Genomic DNA, 17,123 nt, shown 5'->3' with positions numbered 1-17,123 from the left:
ACGGGCGGTGCACCCGGGGGAGCCGCGGCCCGGCGCCGGGCACGACCGGCCCGACGCACGGCATGACCGGGACCCCGTGATCACCTGGGTCCGCCCTCGCGGCGCTCCAGACGGCGTCGGGTCCCCGCCCGTACGCTGCTGCTGTCGGCCGCCCGGGATCCACCGTGATCCGCCCGCCCGAGGAGGAGCCCTGTCCCGTCCACACCACTCCCCCGGGGTCCGCCGCATCACCCTGGACGCGGGCGGGCCACACCTCTCCGCCCTGCTCGCCGAGGCCCAGGGGCCGCCCCGGGCCACCGTCGTCGCCCTGCACGGCGGCGGGATGACCGCCGCCTACTTCGACGGGCAGGCCCACCCCAGCCTCTCCCTGCTCACCCTCGGCGCGGCGCTCGGCTGCACCGTGCTCGCCGTCGACCGGCCCGGGTACGGGGAGTCCGCCGCCGCGCTCCCCGACGGCCAGCCCCTCGCCGAACAGGCCACGGCGCTGCGCCACGCCCTCACCGGGTACGGCGGCCGGTACCCGCTGGGCGCCGGGATCTTCGTGGTCGCCCACTCGTACGGCGGGAAACTGGCCCTCACCGCGGCCGCCCAGGGGTTCCACGACGACCTCGTCGGCATCGACATCTCGGGCTGCGGCCACCGCTACGCCGCCCCGCCCCCCGGCGAGCGCCCGCCCCCCTTCGGGGGCCATGGCGGACCCCGGCTGAACTGGGGCCCCCTGCGGCTCTATCCCCCCGACACCTTCACCCTCGCCGGATCGGTGGTGGCCCCCATGCCGCTGCGCGAGGCGGCCGAGGCGGCGCGCTGGGAGAAGACCTTTCCCGAGGTCGCGGCCCGGGTCCGGGTGCCCGTCCGGCTCACCTTCGCCGAGTACGAGCGCTGGTGGCGGCATGACACCGAGGCCGTGGCGGAGCTGACCGGACTGCTCGCCGCCCCCCGGCTGCTGATCGACCGCCAGCCGGCCGCCGGGCACAACATCAGCCTGGGCTGGGCGGCCCGCGCCTACCATCTGCGGGCCCTGGCCTTCCTGGAGGAGTGCCTCCAGACCCGTACGGCGGAGATCGACGGCCGTCCGATGTGACCCGGGGCCGGGCGTACGGCAGGCGGCCCAGGGCGTACGGCTCACGGCAGATGGCGCGGCGTGTGATCCACATCATGGGAACCACCCCCCGCGTTCCGGACAACCACCCATGTGGACTACACGATGCACGCCCGGATACGCGACGGCGACCCGTCGGCGTTCAGGGAGCTGTTCGCCGCCCACGCCCCCCTGGTCCACCGGCACGCGGTACGGACCACCGGTGACTGGGCCCTCGCCGAGGATGTCGTCTCCCTCACCTTCCTGGAGGCATGGCGGCTGCGGCACCGGCTGCGGGACGAAGGGCCGGGCCCACGGCCCTGGCTGATGGGGATCGCGGTCAATGTGCTGCGGAACACCACCCGCGCCGCCCGCCGCCATCGCGCCGCCCTCGACCGGCTGCCCCCGCGCGACGCCGTCCCCGACTTCGCCGACGAACTCGTCGGCCGCCTCGCCGACGCCGCCCAGCTCGCCGCCGCCCAGCGCGCGCTGGGCCGGCTGCGCCGCGCCGACCGGGAGGTCTTCACCCTCTGCGTCTGGTCGGGGCTGGAGTACGCCGAGGCGGCCGAGGCACTCGGCATCCCCGTCGGCACGGTCCGCTCCCGGCTCTCCCGGGCCCGGAAGCGGCTGCGCGCCCTCGCCCAGCAGGAGCTGCGCGGCGAAGCGGGCGGTGCCCGGCGCGGTGCCCCGCCCGGCAAACCGCACGGCGAACCACCCGGCGAACCGCACGCCGAACCGGCGGGGACGCGGACCCACCCGGAAAAAGGCGGGGAACCCGCCACGCGCCGCGGACAAGTACAGGGTGGCCGCGCGGAAGCGGCCCGGTCGTACGAGGAGAGAACCCGATGAACCGCACCCCCTGGCGGCGGCAGGAGCCGCTCGACCACGCGGAGCTGGCGCGGCTGCTGCCCGCGCCCGGTGAGCCGGATCTGCCGGGCGACCGCCGATATGTGCTGGAGGAGCATCTGATGCGTGAGATACAGCGAGCGGACACCAGGACCCCGGCCACCCGGGTGAGGCGGTCGCTGCTCGTCGCCGTCCCGGTCACCGCGCTCGCCCTCGCCGGGGTGGTGCTCACCGGCGTCCTGGGCGGACCGGCGGCGGAGGGCGGGAAGAGGGCCGGCGGCTCCGTCGAGCTGGACTCCGGCACCAGCCGGAAGGTGGCCGCCACCGTCGCCCTGATCTCGGACGCCGCGGCCAGGCGGAAGATCCAGGAGCCCCGCGACGGCCAGTTCCTCTATACGCGGGCCACCGTCTCGTCCACCGTCACCACCTTTGACGGCGACGGGATGCGCAACCGGCCGGTCGCCCCGCACACCCGGGAGGACTGGAACTCCCCCGACGGACGGAACGGCTGGTACATCGAGGAGGGCGTGAACGCCCCCCGGGGGGAGCCGCTGGGGGAGGGCGAACCCTTCACCCCCTCGGTGGAGGCGCCCACCTATGGCTACCTCAAGACCCTGCCGACCGACCCGGATGCGCTGCTCGCGAAGATCTACCGGGACACCGAGGGCTCCGACCAGGGCCGGCACGAGAAGGCGTTCACCACCATCGGCGATCTGCTGCGCGGGCAGATCGCCCCGCCGAGGCTCTCCGCCGCGCTCTACCGGGCCGCGGCGAAGATCCCGGGTGTGCGGGTGATCGAGGGCGTCGAGGACGGCATCGGCCGGGACGCCCTCGCCATCGCCCGGCACAACGGCGGGGTCCGCAGCGAGTGGCACTTCGACCCCGTCACCTATGAGCACCTGGGGGAGCGCTCCGTGGCGCTGAAGGGCGGCAAGTGGCACCGGAAGGGCGCCGTGCTCTCGATGATCGCCAACCGGGGCCACGCCGTCGTGGACGAGAAGGGCGAGCGCCCCGGCTCTTGGACGCGGCGGGGATGACCCGCTCCGGTCCCACGACCGCACGCCGGGGCGTTTTCCGCACGCCGGAATGGTCCGTACGGGTGGTGTTCATCAGAAGAACTGCGTAGCGGCTGCGTCGGTCCTTCGCAACCGGAGACGCATACACATCATGAGAAAGGTATGTAGATCGCCCAACCCGAAAGCGAGGGGTCATGGCTTCCGTCACGGTCAGAAATCTGTGGACCGCGCTGGTCACCGCTTTTGTCTCACTGCTCACCTGGATGGGGCTGAGCAACGCGCTCACCGCCCGCCGGGCCGCCGCCCCGGTGGCGCCCGAGGGGTCCGCACCCCGGACCGTCCCCGCGACCCCCGCCCCGGTGGAGGTCCACGGCCCGGCGCCGGACCGGCCCGGGACACCGGTCGTCCCCCGGGCGGTACGGGGGGAAAGGACCGGGGCACACGCCACCGGCCGCCGGACCCCTACCCGTACAGGGGTACGAACGGCGCCCGCCCGGCGTACCGTACCGGCCACCCGGCGTCCCGCCGGACGGGTGGACGGCTCCCGGCCCGGCTCCCGGTCCGGATCCCGTCCCGGCGGCAGGTCCGCACTCCGCACGGCGCCCTGCGGGACACCCCGGGTGCCTCGCACGGCCCGTGGAGCGCAGTGCCCGACGGACGGCCGGACGGCGGTACGTGCCACCGCGCGCTCCTCGGTACGGTCCACCGCGCGCTCGGTGGCCCTGGCGCACCGGGTGCCCGCACAGAGTCGCTGGACTCCTGGATCCCGGGCCCGCTCGCTGCCGCCCACCATCAAGCAGCGCATCCGGGCCGAGGCCCACAACTCCTCGCCCTCCGTGCGCAAACTGCCCTCGCTCGACCCGGTCGCACTGGACTCGGGCTCGGTGACGGTCGTCTCCCGGGCGGTACGGGGAGCGGAGCGCACACCGGACCGCTCACGGCTGACGACGGCGGCATGAGGCCCCGGCGATCCGGAGTGTTCGGCTCCGGTCCCCCTTCATCCGCCCGCCCGGCCGCCCGCTTGTCCGCCCGCCGCCGGCACGGCACCCGCTCGCCAGGTCCCGTGCCTCCCGCACCCCGGGTGCTCCCGGCGCCCCCTGCGCACCCGGGGTGCCCGAAGCTCCAGAAGTCCCCGGGCGGCCCGGTCCGCCGGTGCGGGAGCCCGTCCCCGCCGACCGTCCCGGGCCGGACGCTCCCGGCCCGGCCCTCCGTACCCGTCCGCCGTCAGTGCTCCCGGGGCTCCGGGGCCCCCGCCTCCGGGCTGCCGTCCACCGAGGACAGCCCGCCCGGCTCCGGCACCTCGGTCGCCGCCGGCGGCTCCACCAGCCAGTCGGGATTGGCCTGCCGGTCCCACCAGCTCCACAGCGCGAAGGCGCCCACCGCGACCGCGCCCACGATCACCACGACCTTCCCGGCGTGGGCGGCCCTCGACCGCCGCTCGTGCCGTCGTACCGCCTTCCGTACGTCGTCCGGCGTCACCTGACCGCGCAGCGCGGCCAGCGCGGCGGAGGAGCGGGCCAGCGCCTCGTCCCGTGCGGGACCGGCGGCGGCCAGCGCGTGCTCCACCCGGGGCCTGCTGAAGTCGGCCGCCTGACGTGCGGCCCTGCGGGCCTGTAGCGCGGCCCGGTGAGCGGCGTCGTCCACCGCGGGCGGCACATGCGGCGCCAGATGGGCGTCGTACTGATGACGGGCCTGGAGACGGGCCCGATGCGTGGCGGCCGAGACCTTCGGCGCGATCCGTACGCGCGCCTCGTGCGCGTAGTGCGTCGCCTGGTCACGGGCCGTACCGGCGTAGGGTGCCACCACTTCCGCGGCGTGCAGCACGCTTTCCCTGGCCGAATCGGTCGCGGCGCGCACGCTGTCCATGCGGGTCACGGGGATCCTCCTCCTCGGTGACGTCCCGGGGCGCGATGAAGCTCCCGGTTCAGTACATTTCACCTTTCCGCCTGTTGGCACATCATGCCCGCTGACCGTGTGCCCGGCATGCGGGACGGGCAACCGGGTCATCCACGCCTCCGCTCCCCCGGAGGCTTTTCCGCGTGTGCGGCCGTCCGTGCGAGGATCGTGGCGACCCAGAAATATCCCTGAGCAGTCATACGGAAGGCAGGACCGTGGCCGAGCAGCTTTACGCCACCCTGAAGACCAACCACGGCGACATCGAGATCCGGCTGCTGCCGGACCACGCGCCCAAGACGGTCAAGAACTTCGTCGAGCTGGCCAAGGGCGAGCGGGAGTGGGTCAACCCCGCGACCGGCGCCAAGACCACCGACAAGCTCTACGACGGCACGGTCTTCCACCGCGTGATCGAGGGCTTCATGATCCAGGGCGGGGACCCGCTGGGCAACGGCACCGGTGGTCCGGGCTACAAGTTCGCCGACGAGTTCCACCCGGAGCTGGCCTTCACCAAGCCGTACCTGCTGGCCATGGCCAACGCCGGCCCGGGCACCAACGGCTCGCAGTTCTTCATCACGGTGTCGCCGACCACCTGGCTGACCGGCAAGCACACCATCTTCGGCGAGGTCAGCACCGAGGCTGGCAAGAAGGTCGTGGACGCCATCATCGCCACCGACACCAACCCGCGCACCGACCGCCCGGTCAACGATGTCGTGATCGAGTCCGTGGTGATCGAGACCCGACAGGGCTGATTCCCGCCGCTTCGGCCGGGCCGGAGGAAGACCCGGGCCGGGCCCAGGGAACAAAGGCGCCCCGTCCATCCGTCTGGATGGACGGGGCGGTGTGTTTGCCACGGGGGATTCGGGAGGAGACGGGATCTCATGGAACAGGTGCCAGGCAGTCCGAAGGAGCCGCAGGGACCGGACCCGCGGGATCCCGCCGGGCTGCCCGACTGCTATCGCCACCCCGGTAGCGAGACGGGCATCAGCTGTACCCGCTGTGAGCGGCCCATCTGCCCGCAGTGCATGGTCAGCGCCTCGGTGGGCTTCCAGTGCCCGGAGTGCGTCCGGGGAGGGTCGGGCACCGGGCACAGCGCGTCGGCGAGCGCCCCCCGCACCATCGCGGGCGGCTCCCTCCACGACGACTCCTTCCTCGTCACCAAGGTGCTGATCGCGCTCAATGTCGCGGTGTACGCACTGGTGCTGGCGCTCGGTGAGCGCTTTGTCTCCGAGGTGGAGCTGATCGGCTATGCCTACAGCCCCCAGCTCGACGAGATCGTCGGGGTCGCCCATGACCAGTGGTACCGGCTGCTGACAGCGGTCTTCCTGCACCAGGAGCTGTCGCACATCCTCTTCAACCTGCTCGGGCTCTGGTTCCTGGGCCGGATGGTCGAGCCGGCGCTGGGGCGCGGCCGCTATCTCGCGCTCTATCTGCTCTCCGGGCTCGGCGGCAGCACGCTCGCCTTTGTGATCGCCGCGCCGAACCAGCCCTCGCTGGGGGCGTCGGGCGCCATCTTCGGGCTGATGGGCGCGTTCGTGGTGCTGGCCCGCCGGGTCCGGATGGACATGCGCCCGGTCGCGATCATCCTCGCGATCAGCCTGGTGATGACCTTCGCCCGTCCCGACATCTCCTGGGAGGGGCACATCGGCGGGCTGGTGACGGGCGCGCTGATCGCCGCCGGCTTGGTCTACGCCCCCCGGGCGCGTCGGCGCCTGGTGCAGACGGCCACCTGTGCGGTCGTGCTGCTCGCCGTGGTGGTGGCGGTGCTGGCCAGGACGGCCGCCCTGGTGTGAAGGGTTGTCCACCGGTTGTCCACAGTGTGCGACCGCTCGCGCGCGGACCGTGGGGAACGCGTGTGCCCCTTGTCCCCGATCCGGGTTTTCCCGGTGGGACAAGGGGCGGCACACTCACCCGGACGGCGGGAACGATCACACCGGCGTCAACACGATGAAAGGTTATCCACAGATCGTCTGACCTTTTCCCCACTGTGGACAACTGCTGTGGATAACTACTTCCACTGGGTGGAGACACCGAAGCCGGCGGCGATGAAGCCGAAGCCGACGACGATGTTCCAGTCACCGATGGACTTGAGCGGCAGCTTGCCCTCGGTGACATAGAAAAGGACGATCCAGGCCAGTCCGATCAAGAACAGTCCCAGCATCACCGGAGCCACCCAGCTGCGGTTCGTCAGCTTGATGCTCTGCGGCGTCCTGGACGACGGCGGGGTGAAATCGGCCTTCTTGCGGATCCGTGACTTCGGCACGAGGGACTCTCCTGTCGATGCGCTGCGTGACCGCGCAGGGGACTGTGGCTGGCGTCCGGGGCTGGAGCGACGGGCACCACCGCCTCCCCGGGGCGTCCGTTAGCGTAGTGCTTCCGCGGCTCCTGAGGAGATAAGGGTACGTTGAGCAATTCCGCCAACTCCAGGCCAGGGCCGGTCCGACTGCTCGGAAGAAGGGCCGGTCGCCTGCTGACGGCCGCCATTTTCGCCCTCGCGGGGCTGATCTTCGTCACCAGTTTCAACACCGCCAAGGGCACCGATCTGCGCACCGACGACTCGCTGCTGAAGCTCTCGGACCTGATCGAGGAGCGCAGCGCCCGCAACGGGGAGCTGGAGCGGTCCACGGCGGGACTCCGCGACGAGGTCGACTCCCTCGCCGACCGGGACGACGAGTCCACCGAGGCGGAGGACGCCCGGCTCGGCGCGCTGGAGCGGGCCGCGGGGACCGAGGAGACCCGAGGCGAGGGGCTGACGGTCACTCTCGACGACGCCCCGCCGAACGCCCGTGCCGCCCCCGGCTACCCCGATCCCCAGGCCAACGATCTCGTCATCCACCAGCAGGACCTCCAGGCCGTGGTCAACGCGCTCTGGCAGGGCGGGGCACAGGGCATCCAGGTCATGGACCAGCGGCTGATCTCCACCAGCGCCGTGCGCTGCGTCGGGAACACCCTGATCCTCCAGGGCCGGGTCTACTCACCCCCGTACCGGATCACCGCCGTGGGTGACCGGGACCGGCTGGAGAGCGCCCTGGAGAGGTCCCAGGCGGTCCAGAACTACCGGCTCTATGTGAAGGCGTACGGGCTCGGCTGGAAAGTCGACGGGCGCGACACGGTGACTCTTCCCGGCTACTCCGGCACAGTGGATCTCCACCATGCGCAGCCCCTGGACCCGGAGCCGTCCGACGGTTCCCCGTAGCGGGGGCGGACAGGGGGCGCCGCCGTGCGACGGACCGTCCGGTTCCTCAGCGAGCTGTGCATCACCGTCGGGGTGCTGATCATCCTCTTTGTCGTCCATGTGGTCTTCTGGACCGGTATCCAGGCCGCCGACGCCGCCGACGCGGAGCTGGCCCGGCTGGAGGACCGCTGGGCCCAGGGCCGGATCGAGAGCCGCGCCCCGCCCGCACCCGCTTCCGCCGTCCCCCCGAAAGCCTCCGCCGACCCGGCCCCCGGCGCCGTCCCGACCCCCGGCGGGGAGCCCTCCACCGCTCCGGAGCGCCCCCGGGGCACCACCCAGGCCCCACCGGCCACCCGGGGGCCCGCGGCCGCTCTCCGGGCCGGTGAGCCCTTCGCCGTGATGTACATACCCCGCTTCGGCCGTGGCTGGGACTGGCCGGTCCTGGAGGGCACCGCCGTCGCCACCCTCAAGAAGGGGCTCGGCCACTACCGGTCCACCGCCCGCCCCGGGGAGCGGGGGAACATCGCGGTCGCCGGACACCGCCGCACCTACGGCGACCCCTTCAAGGACATGCCCCGGCTCCGCCCCGGCGACGCGATCGTCCTCACCGACGGCACCACCTGGTACACCTACCGGGTCGCGCGGCGTCCCTTCCGTACCGTCCCGAGCGATATCGGCGTGGTCGACCCCGTGCCCCGGGGGTCCCCCTTCACCCGGCCGGGCCGCTATCTCACCCTCACCACCTGCGAACCGGAATGGGGCAGCAGCCACCGGCTGATCGTCTGGGCCCGGCTGGCCGGAACCCGGGCTGTGACCGACGGCAAACCGGAAGCTTTGCTCAGCTGACCCGCAGGACGTTGTCGGCCCGTAATCTGGAGCCGTACCGAACGGAAGGGGCAGGCCCGTGTACGGCTGGATCTGGCGGCATCTGCCGGGCAACGCGTGGATCCGGGCGCTGATATCGCTCGTCCTGCTGCTCGCGGTGGTGTACGGGTTGTTCCAGTACGTCTTCCCGTGGGCCGAGCCCCTGCTGCCGTTCAACGATGTCACGGTCGACGGAGCGGGCGATGGTGGCGCCGGCACCGGAGTCGCACCCGGAGTCGAAGAGGAAACCGCCCGATGAGCGCACGCATCCTGGTCGTCGACAACTACGACAGCTTTGTCTTCAACCTCGTCCAGTACCTGTACCAACTCGGCGCGGAGTGCGAAGTGGTACGGAACGACGAGGTCTCCCTCGCCCATGCCCAGGACGGCTTCGACGGCGTCCTGCTCTCGCCGGGCCCCGGCACCCCCGAGGAGGCCGGGGTCTGCGTCGAGATGGTGCGGCACTGCGCCGCCACCGGGGTCCCGGTCTTCGGGGTCTGTCTCGGCATGCAGTCGATGGCGGTGGCCTACGGCGGGGTCGTGGACCGCGCCCCCGAGCTGCTGCACGGCAAGACCTCCCCGGTGCTCCACGAGGGCAAGGGCGTCTTCACCGGGCTGCCCTCGCCCTTCACCGCCACCCGCTACCACTCGCTGGCGGCGGAGCCCTCCACGGTGCCGGCGGAGCTGGAGGTCACCGCCTGGACCGAGGACGGCATCATCATGGGGCTGCGCCACCGTGAGCTGCTGGTCGAAGGGGTGCAGTTCCACCCCGAGTCGGTCCTCACCGAGCATGGCCATCTGATGCTCGCCAACTGGCTGGAGGAGTGCGGGGACCGGGGGGCGGTGGGCCGCTCGGCCGGCCTCGCCCCGGTGGTGGGCAAGGCCCTGGCGTGACCGACCGGCACCCTGGGGAGGGGTACGAGCCCCTTCCGGGGTACGGGCCGCAGGGGTACGAGCAGCCGGCTTACGAGCAGCAGGGGTACGAGCCGTCCGCGTACCCCCAGCCCGCGTACCCCCAGCCCGGGTACGGGCAGCCCGGGTACGGGCAGCCCGGATACGGACAGCAGGGGTACGGACAGCAGGGGTACGGGCCCCAGCCGTACCCGCCACAGCCGCCGTACGGGCAGCCCGGGTATGAGCAGCAGCCCTACCCGCAGGCCGGGTACGGACAGCAGGAGTACGAGCAGCAGGAGTACGGACAGCAGGAGTACGGACGGCAGGGGTACGGGCAGCAGGGATACGCGCCCCAGCCGTACGATCCACAGCCGCACCCGCAGCCCGGGTACGAGCCACAGGGGTACGCCCAGCCGGGGTACGCCCAGCCCGGATACGGCCAGGGGTACGCGCCGCCCGTGCCACCCGCGTACCCGGACCCGTACGGGTACACCGGCCCCCCGGGGCAGGACACGGGACACGACCCCGGGTACGGACGGCCGGGGCACGACCCGTACGGCGGCGCGCCCGCCGGATACGCGCCCGTACCCGCCCAGGACCCCGTACCCGCCTACGAACAGCCACCGGAGCCATCGCCGGAGCCATCGCCGGAGCCCGAAGCGGAACGGGAAACGGAACGGGAAGCGGAATCCGGGCCCAGGGCGTCGGGGGCGGGCCGGGCCGCGCGGCGGAGGGCCGCCCGCTCGACCAAGGCCGGCCCGGTCGTGGTCCTCAGCCGGGCCGTCGGCGAGGTCTTCATCACCCTCGGCGTGGTGATGCTGCTCTTTGTCGGCTATCAGCTCTGGTGGACCAATATCCGCGCCGGACACCAGGCCGACCGGGAGCGGGACAAGATCCAGGAAGCCTGGGCGGCGGGCCGCGACCCCGGGAGCTTCCGGCCCGGCGAGGGCTTCGCGATCATGTACATCCCCAAGCTCGATGTGGCCGTCCCGGTCGCCGCCAGCATCGACAAGAAGAAGGTGCTCGACCGGGGCATGGTCGGCCACTACAGCGAGGGCGGGCTCAAGACGCCGCTGCCCTCCGCCCGGTCCGGCAACTTCGCGGTCGCGGGCCATCGCAACACCCATGGCGAGCCGTTCCGCTACATCAACCGCCTCAAGCCCGGCGATCCCATCGTGGTCGAGACCCGGGACCGGTACTACACCTACCGGATGGCGAGCATCCTGCCGCAGACCCCGCCCTCCAACATCAAGGTGCTCCGCGCCGTACCCCCGGGATCCGGTTTCACCAAACCCGGCCGGTACATCACCCTCACCACCTGCACCCCGGAGTTCACCAGCACCTACCGGATGATCGTCTGGGGTGAGATGGTCGAGGAACGGCCGCGTGACAAGGGCAAACCCGATGCGCTCGTAGGCTAGGACAGGCCCTAAGACAGGCCTTGAAGGGACCATCGGAGGGCCCGCGGCCCAGACGGGAACGACGCAGTGTCACGTGCGCGCAGCCGGATCGCCGGTGCCATCAGCTTCCTCGGCGAGCTGCTGATCACCGCAGGGGTCGTCCTCGGGCTCTTCGTCGTCTACTCGCTGTGGTGGACCAATGTCCTCGCCGACCGGGAGTCCGGCCGGCAGGCGGACCGGGTCCGTGACGGCTGGGCGAAGGCCGCCCCCGACGCGAAGCCGGGGGCGCTCGACACCAAGGACGGCATCGGCTTTCTGCATGTCCCCGCCATGGACGACGACGAGGTCCTGGTGAAGAAGGGCACCACGCCCGAGCAGCTCAACGACGGGGTCGCGGGCTACTACACCGAGCCGGTGAAGTCCGCGCTCCCCTGGCAGAAGAAGGGCAACTTCACCCTGGCCGCCCATCGCGACGGCCATGGCGCCAAGTTCCACAACATCCACAAGCTGAAGGAAGGCGATCCGGTCGTCTTCGAGACCCGGGACACCTGGTACGTCTACCAGGTCTACAAGGCGCTGCCGCAGACCTCCAAGTACAACGTGGAGGTGCTGAAGCCGGTCCCGAAGCAGTCCGGGCGGACGGGGTCGGGCCGGTACATCACCCTGACCACCTGTACGCCCATCTACACCTCGGACTACCGCTACATCGTCTGGGGCGAGCTGGTCCGGGAGGTCCCGGTGGACGCGGACCGCACCCCGCCCGCCGAACTGCGCTGAGAACCGGCGGCCCCGGTGTCCGCTCGGGACACCGGGGCCGGGGCTCAGGGCCTCAGGGGCCGCAGGGAGGCAGGAAGGTCAGTGCCTCAGGGGGGCGGGAGGGTCAGGGACGGCCGCCCAGGCTGCCGCCGAACCAGCCGTCGCCGTCCGACTCCTCGCCGTCCCCGGAGTCACCGTTCCCGTTGTCGCCCTGGTTTCCCTGGTCGCCGTTGAAGTCGGCGGTGACGACGTTCACCTTCTTCTCGTCGCCGGGCTGCTGACCGCCCTTGGGGTCCTGGTCGACCACCCGGGCGTTGTCCCCGTCCGGGCCGTCGATCTCGCCCAGCTCCAGACCCGCCTGGGCCAGCAGCTGCCGCGCCTCGGCCAGGGTCCTGCCGGTCAGCCCCGGGACCGGGGCGACCTGCTCCGGGCCCTTGGAGACCTTCAGCGTCACCGTGCTGTTCTCGGCCGCCTGGGTGCCACCCTTGGGGTTCTGCTCGATGACCTGGTCCTTGGGCTGGTCCGAGTCGATGTACTCGACCTTCACCTGGAAGTTCATCACCTGGAGCTGGGTCTGGGCCCCGGCCAGCTGATTGCCCTCCACCGGGGGCACCGTCTTCATGGCCTGCTTGGCCACGGTGAGGGTGACGGTCGAGTTCTTCTCGGCCATGCTGGCGCCCGACGGCTCCTGGTCGAGGACCGTACCCGGGTCCTCACTCGCGGACTCGGACTCCTCGACCTTCACCTTGAAGCCCTTGCGGGTCAGCTGGTCCCGCGCGTTCTCCAGCGACTTCTCGGTGACATCGGGGACCTCGACCTTGGGCGCGCCCTCGGAGAGCACATAGGTGATGGTCTCGCCCTTGGCGATCTTGCCGTCGTCCGGGCTCTGGCTGCAGATCGTGCCCTTGGGCTGATCGCACCGCTCCGAACCGGACTGGGTGATCTCGACATCCGCGTTGGTCGCCTGCCGCTGCGCCTTCTCGGGGGTCATGCCCACCAGGATCGGCACCGGGATGTCGCCCACCTTGGGGTCGGGGCCGAAGACCGTGCGGCCGATCAGTATCGCGCCGATCAGCACCAGGACACCGGCGACCACCAGCAGCACCGTGGAGGTGGAGGACTTGCGCCGCCCCCGCCGTCCGCGGCCGTCGTCGTATCCGTTGAAACCGCCGTCGTCCGGGTTGACCGGGGGCAGCATCGAGGTCTGCGCGACCGCCGGATCGGCCGGCCGCATCGCCGTGGTGGGCTGCTCCTCCGAGGGGTACCCGCCGTAGCCGGCCGCGCCCATGCCCGCCGCCGCGGCGACCGGCTGGCCGTCGAGGCAGGCCTCGATGTCGGCCCGCATCTCGTCCGCCGACTGATAGCGGTAGTCGGGGTCCTTCACCAGCGCCTTGAGGACGATGGCGTCCATCTCGGGCGTGATCTCGTGATCGAACGACGACGGGGCCTGCGGCTCCTCGCGGACATGCTGATAGGCCACGGCCACCGGGGAGTCCCCGATGAAGGGCGGGCGCACGGTCAGCAGCTCGTACAGCAGACAGCCGGTGGAGTACAGGTCGGAGCGGGCGTCGACCTGCTCGCCCTTGGCCTGCTCGGGCGAGAGGTACTGGGCCGTACCGATCACGGCCGAGGTCTGGGTCATCGTCATCCCCGCGTCGCCCATGGCGCGCGCGATGCCGAAGTCCATCACCTTGACCTGCCCGGTGCGCGTCAGCATGACGTTCGCGGGCTTGATGTCACGGTGGACGATGTTGTTCCGGTGCGAGTACTCCAGCGCCTGGAGGATGCCGATGGTCATCTCCAGCGTGCGCTCGGGCAGCAGCTTGCGCCCGGAGTGCAGCAGCTCTCTGAGTGTGGAGCCGTCGACGTACTCCATCACGATGTAGGGGATGGAGACCCCGTCGACATAGTCCTCGCCGGTGTCGTAGACAGCGACGATCGCGGGATGGTTGAGCGAGGCGGCCGACTGGGCCTCGCGGCGGAACCGGGCCTGGAAGGACGGGTCACGGGCGAGATCGGCCCGGAGCGTCTTCACGGCGACGGTCCGGCCGAGACGGGTGTCATGTGCGAGATAGACCTCCGCCATGCCACCGCGGCCGAGCACCGAGCCCAGTTCGTACCGCCCGCCGAGGCGACGCGGCTCTTCCATAACTGTTCCAGCCCTCTCCGTCAGTCCGCCGGCGGGCCGTGGGGTGGCCCGGCGGTGTGCTGTTCGCGACTACGCTACCGGGCCCGCGCGGCCCGGCCGGTCCGCGACCGTCACCTGATACCTGACCGGTATCGCCCTGTGCAGAAATGACAGACATGGCAGACACCGCGGAGGACGGGCGTGACCTCGGTCACTTCTTCAGAACGGCCTCCATCACCTTCTTGGCGATCGGCGCGGCCAGACCGCCACCGGAGATGTCGTCCCGGGCGGTGCCGCCCGCGTCCTCCACGATCACCGCGACGGCGACCGGGGAGCCCTCGTCGGTCTTGGCGTACGAGATGAACCAGGCGTAGGGGCGCTTGCTGTTGTTGGCACCGTGCTGGGCGGTACCGGTCTTGCCGCCCACCTTGACGCCGGGGATCTGGGCGTTCCGGCCGCTGCCGCTGTCGACCACGTTCTCCATCAGCTCCTGGACCCGCTGGGCGGTGTCCTGGGAGAGCGGCCGGCTCAGCTCCTCCGGCTCGTTCTGCTTGATCACGTCGAGATCGGGGGACTCCAGCCGGTCGATCATGTACGGCTTCATCAGCTTGCCGTCATTGGCGATGCCGGCGGCGACCATCGCCATCTGGAGCGGGGTGGTCGCGGTGTTGAACTGGCCGATCGCCGAGAGCGAGTTCTCCGAGCGCTCCATCTCCTTGTCGTAGACGGAGGCGGCGGCGCGGACCGGGGTGAAGTGCTCCTTGTTGAAGCCGAACTTCTCCGCGGTCTCCAGCATCTTCTCCCGGCCCACCTCGTCGGCGAGCTTGGCGAAGACCGAGTTGCAGGAGATCTCCAGGGCCTTCTTCAGGCTGACGTTCTCGCACCCCTGGGCGAGGTTCGTCATCGGGGTGCGGGTGTTCGGGAGGATGTACGGCTCGGGCGTGTCGGTCGGCTCGTCGACATCGGTCACCTTGCCGTGCTCCAGCGCGGCGGCGGCGGTGAGCACCTTGAAGGTGGAGCCGGGCGGGTAGATCTCACGGAGCGCCCGGTTGAGCATGGGCTTGTCCTTGTCCGTGTCCAGCTTCTTGTACGCCTTCGCGTCGGCGCTCCGGTAGCCGGCGAAGTCGGCGGGGTCGTACGAGGGGGTGGAGGCCAGCGCCAGTATCTTGCCGCTCCCCGGGTCCAGCGCGGCGACGGCGCCCTTCTTCTTGCCGAGCCCCTCGAAGGCCGCCTTCTGCGCCCGGCCGTTCAGCGTGGTGACGACATTGCCGCCCTTCTTCTTGTCGCCCGTGAACATCGCCATGGTGCGGTCGAAGAAGAGCTGGTCGGAGTTGCCGGAGAGGATGCCGTCCTCAAGGTTCTCGATCTGGTTGGCGCCGAACGCCTGGGAGGCGTATCCGGTCACCGGCGCCCACATGGGGCCGTTCACATAGGTCCGCTTGAAGACAAAGTCGGTGTCGTCGGTCTTCTTGGAGCCGGTGATGGGCTTGCTGTCGACGATGATGTTGCCGCGCTCGCTGGCGTACCGGTCGATCTCGATCCGGCGGTTGCGGTCGTTCTCGTTCAGCTCGTCGGCCTGGAAGTACTGGAGCCAGTTGGCCCGTACCAGCAGGGCGAGGACCAGGAAGCCACAGAAGATCGCGATCCGGCGCAGGGGCTTGTTCACGGTCGGACCACCTGGGTCATCTCGGCGTCGGGGGACGGGGCGGGCGCGGGCGCGGGGCGGCGCGCGGTGTCGCTGATACGGATCAGGATGGCGATCAGCGCCCAGTTGGCGATCACCGAGGAGCCGCCGGCCGCGAGGAACGGCATCGTCATACCGGTCAGCGGGATCAGCCCCATCACACCGCCGGACACCACGAAGACCTGGATGGCGAAGGCGCCGGAGAGGCCGACCGCGAGCAGCTTGCCGAAGGGGTCGCGGGCGGCGAGCGCGGTGCGCACACCCCGCTCCACGATCAGGCCGTAGATCATGAAGAGGGCCATGATCCCGGCGAGCCCCAGCTCCTCGCCGAAGCTGGAGAGGATGAAGTCGGAGTTGGCGGCGAACATGATCAGGTCGGAGTTGCCCTGGCCCCAGCCGGTGCCCAGGGTGCCGCCCGCGCCGAAGGACATCAGCGCCTGGCCGACCTGGTTGCTCTGCTCCCAGACGGTGTCCGAGAAGGGGTTGAGCCAGGCGTCCACCCGCTGCTGGACATGGGTGGCGAAGGTGGCGACACCGACCGCTCCGGCGGCCGACATCAGCAGACCGAAGACGATCCAGCTGGTCCGTTCGGTGGCCACATAAAGCATGATCACGAACATGCCGAAGAACAGCAGGGAGGTACCGAGGTCGGTCTCGAAGACCAGGATCAGGATGGACATGCCCCAGACCATGAGGATCGGTCCGAGGTCCCGGCCGCGCGGCAGATAGAGGCCGAGGAAGCGGCGGCTGGCGAGCGCCAGGGCGTCCCGCTTCACCATCAGATAGCCGGAGAAGAAGACCGCGATGATGATCTTCGCGAACTCGCCGGGCTGGATGTTGATCGGGCCGAGGCTGATCCAGATCTTCGCGCCGTTACGGGCGGGGAAGAACATCGGCAGGATCAGCAGGAACAGCGCCACCGCCATGGAGATGTAGGTGTACCGCTGGAGGATCCGGTGGTCCTTGAGGAGCAGCAGCACGCCGACGAAGAGCGCCACACCGATCGCCGAGTACAGCATCTGCTTGGGGGCGTCCGGGGCATAGGCGCCGTAGAGGAACTCGGCCCGGCGGATCAGCCGCTCGGACTGGTCGAGCCGCCAGATCATCACCAGCCCCAGCCCGTTGAGCAGCACCGCGAGCGGCAGCAGCAGCGGGTCGGCGTACTTGGCGAACTTCCGCACCACGAGATGGGCCACGGCGGCGAGCAGGGCGAGCCCCAGCCCGTAGCCGAGGACACCGGCGGGCAGCTCGCCGTCGAGGGCGAGACCCACATTGATGTACGCGAAGACCGGGATGGCGACCGCGAAGGCGAGCAGCATCAGCTCGGTGTTGCGGCGGCTCGGTGCTTCGATCGCGCCGATCGTGGTGGTATTGGTGACAACGCTCATG

At 70.9% G+C, this 17,123-nt stretch carries 17 protein-coding genes; 12 read left to right on the top strand and 5 right to left on the bottom strand.

Going from position 1 to position 17,123, the window contains the following annotated elements; translation table 11 throughout:
* Nucleotides 1-190 precede the first annotated feature (190 nt).
* The 4 genes from ABT354_RS26420 to ABT354_RS38110 all read left to right on the top strand — a co-directional run bounded on the left by ABT354_RS26420 (nt 191) and on the right by ABT354_RS38110 (nt 3,899).
* Complete coding sequence (locus tag ABT354_RS26420; protein ID WP_351498220.1) at nt 191-1,081, top strand: alpha/beta hydrolase; 891 nt, start codon at nt 191-193, stop codon at nt 1,079-1,081.
* Between the two features lie 111 nt (nt 1,082-1,192).
* Entirely contained in the window at nt 1,193-1,927 is a 735-nt protein-coding gene (locus tag ABT354_RS26415) for an RNA polymerase sigma factor (RefSeq protein WP_351498121.1), read from the top strand.
* The gene (locus ABT354_RS26410) at nt 1,924-2,961 is read left to right on the top strand and encodes a CU044_5270 family protein (RefSeq protein WP_351498119.1); all 1,038 of its coding nucleotides are present in this window, start codon (nt 1,924-1,926) and stop codon (nt 2,959-2,961) included. The genes ABT354_RS26415 and ABT354_RS26410 overlap by 4 nt, the downstream gene beginning before the upstream one ends.
* Nucleotides 2,962-3,134: 173 nt before the next feature.
* Nucleotides 3,135-3,899 (top strand): DUF6344 domain-containing protein, encoded by a 765-nt coding sequence (locus tag ABT354_RS38110; protein WP_502983507.1) that lies wholly within the window; start codon nt 3,135-3,137, stop codon nt 3,897-3,899.
* Nucleotides 3,900-4,164: 265 nt separating this feature from the next.
* On the opposite strand, the gene ABT354_RS26400 is transcribed toward ABT354_RS38110, so the two are convergent.
* The gene (locus tag ABT354_RS26400; protein WP_351498117.1) at nt 4,165-4,815 is read right to left on the bottom strand and encodes a DUF5324 family protein; all 651 of its coding nucleotides are present in this window, start codon (nt 4,813-4,815) and stop codon (nt 4,165-4,167) included.
* Nucleotides 4,816-5,051: 236 nt separating this feature from the next.
* On the opposite strand from ABT354_RS26400, the gene ABT354_RS26395 reads away from it, so the two are divergent.
* Both ABT354_RS26395 and ABT354_RS26390 read left to right on the top strand, forming a co-directional pair.
* Nucleotides 5,052-5,585, top strand: a complete 534-nt coding sequence (locus ABT354_RS26395; RefSeq protein WP_351498115.1) for a peptidylprolyl isomerase — start codon at nt 5,052-5,054, stop codon at nt 5,583-5,585.
* Between the two features lie 129 nt (nt 5,586-5,714).
* Nucleotides 5,715-6,626, top strand: coding sequence for a rhomboid family intramembrane serine protease (locus ABT354_RS26390; protein WP_351498113.1), 912 nt, complete (start codon nt 5,715-5,717; stop codon nt 6,624-6,626).
* Nucleotides 6,627-6,841: 215 nt separating this feature from the next.
* Here the strand turns inward: ABT354_RS26390 and crgA are convergent, their stop codons facing one another.
* Nucleotides 6,842-7,096 (bottom strand): cell division protein CrgA, encoded by a 255-nt coding sequence (gene crgA, locus ABT354_RS26385; RefSeq protein WP_351498111.1) that lies wholly within the window; start codon nt 7,094-7,096, stop codon nt 6,842-6,844.
* Nucleotides 7,097-7,237: 141 nt separating this feature from the next.
* Here crgA and ABT354_RS26380 point away from each other — a divergent pair, with 141 nt between their 5' ends.
* The 6 genes from ABT354_RS26380 (at nt 7,238) to ABT354_RS26355 (ending at nt 11,943) form a co-directional block, all read left to right on the top strand.
* A complete protein-coding gene (locus ABT354_RS26380) occupies nt 7,238-8,029 on the top strand; it encodes a DUF881 domain-containing protein (RefSeq protein WP_351498109.1) in 792 nt (263 codons plus the stop codon).
* A 24-nt stretch (nt 8,030-8,053) separates the two neighbouring features.
* Nucleotides 8,054-8,854: a class E sortase gene (locus tag ABT354_RS26375; RefSeq protein ID WP_351498107.1), complete on the top strand. Its 801-nt coding sequence runs from the start codon at nt 8,054-8,056 to the stop codon at nt 8,852-8,854.
* Between the two features lie 58 nt (nt 8,855-8,912).
* Nucleotides 8,913-9,131, top strand: a complete 219-nt coding sequence (locus ABT354_RS26370) for a hypothetical protein (RefSeq protein WP_351498105.1) — start codon at nt 8,913-8,915, stop codon at nt 9,129-9,131.
* Nucleotides 9,128-9,766 carry an aminodeoxychorismate/anthranilate synthase component II gene (locus ABT354_RS26365; RefSeq protein WP_351498103.1) on the top strand — a complete coding sequence of 213 codons (639 nt, stop codon included), beginning with the start codon at nt 9,128-9,130 and terminating at the stop codon, nt 9,764-9,766. The genes ABT354_RS26370 and ABT354_RS26365 overlap by 4 nt, the downstream gene beginning before the upstream one ends.
* A complete protein-coding gene (locus tag ABT354_RS26360; RefSeq protein ID WP_351498101.1) occupies nt 9,763-11,187 on the top strand; it encodes a class E sortase in 1,425 nt (474 codons plus the stop codon). The genes ABT354_RS26365 and ABT354_RS26360 overlap by 4 nt, the downstream gene beginning before the upstream one ends.
* Before the next feature lie 66 nt (nt 11,188-11,253).
* Nucleotides 11,254-11,943, top strand: coding sequence for a class E sortase (locus ABT354_RS26355; RefSeq protein ID WP_351498099.1), 690 nt, complete (start codon nt 11,254-11,256; stop codon nt 11,941-11,943).
* A gap of 103 nt (nt 11,944-12,046) precedes the next feature.
* Here ABT354_RS26355 and pknB read toward each other — a convergent pair whose 3' ends face one another.
* The 3 genes from pknB to ABT354_RS26340 all read right to left on the bottom strand — a co-directional run bounded on the left by pknB (nt 12,047) and on the right by ABT354_RS26340 (nt 17,122).
* Entirely contained in the window at nt 12,047-14,071 is a 2,025-nt protein-coding gene (gene pknB, locus ABT354_RS26350) for a Stk1 family PASTA domain-containing Ser/Thr kinase (protein ID WP_351498097.1), read from the bottom strand.
* A 190-nt stretch (nt 14,072-14,261) separates the two neighbouring features.
* Nucleotides 14,262-15,716, bottom strand: coding sequence for a peptidoglycan D,D-transpeptidase FtsI family protein (locus tag ABT354_RS26345; protein ID WP_351498095.1), 1,455 nt, complete (start codon nt 15,714-15,716; stop codon nt 14,262-14,264).
* Nucleotides 15,713-17,122 (bottom strand): FtsW/RodA/SpoVE family cell cycle protein, encoded by a 1,410-nt coding sequence (locus tag ABT354_RS26340; protein WP_351498093.1) that lies wholly within the window; start codon nt 17,120-17,122, stop codon nt 15,713-15,715. Before ABT354_RS26340 ends, ABT354_RS26345 begins: the two co-directional genes overlap by 4 nt.
* Nucleotide 17,123: the final 1 nt, after the last annotated feature.

It is taken from the genome of Streptomyces sp. NPDC000594 (assembly GCF_040299965.1).
Classification (GTDB): Bacteria; Actinomycetota; Actinomycetes; order Streptomycetales; family Streptomycetaceae; genus Streptomyces.
This window is presented reverse-complemented; position numbering and strand designations above follow the sequence as displayed.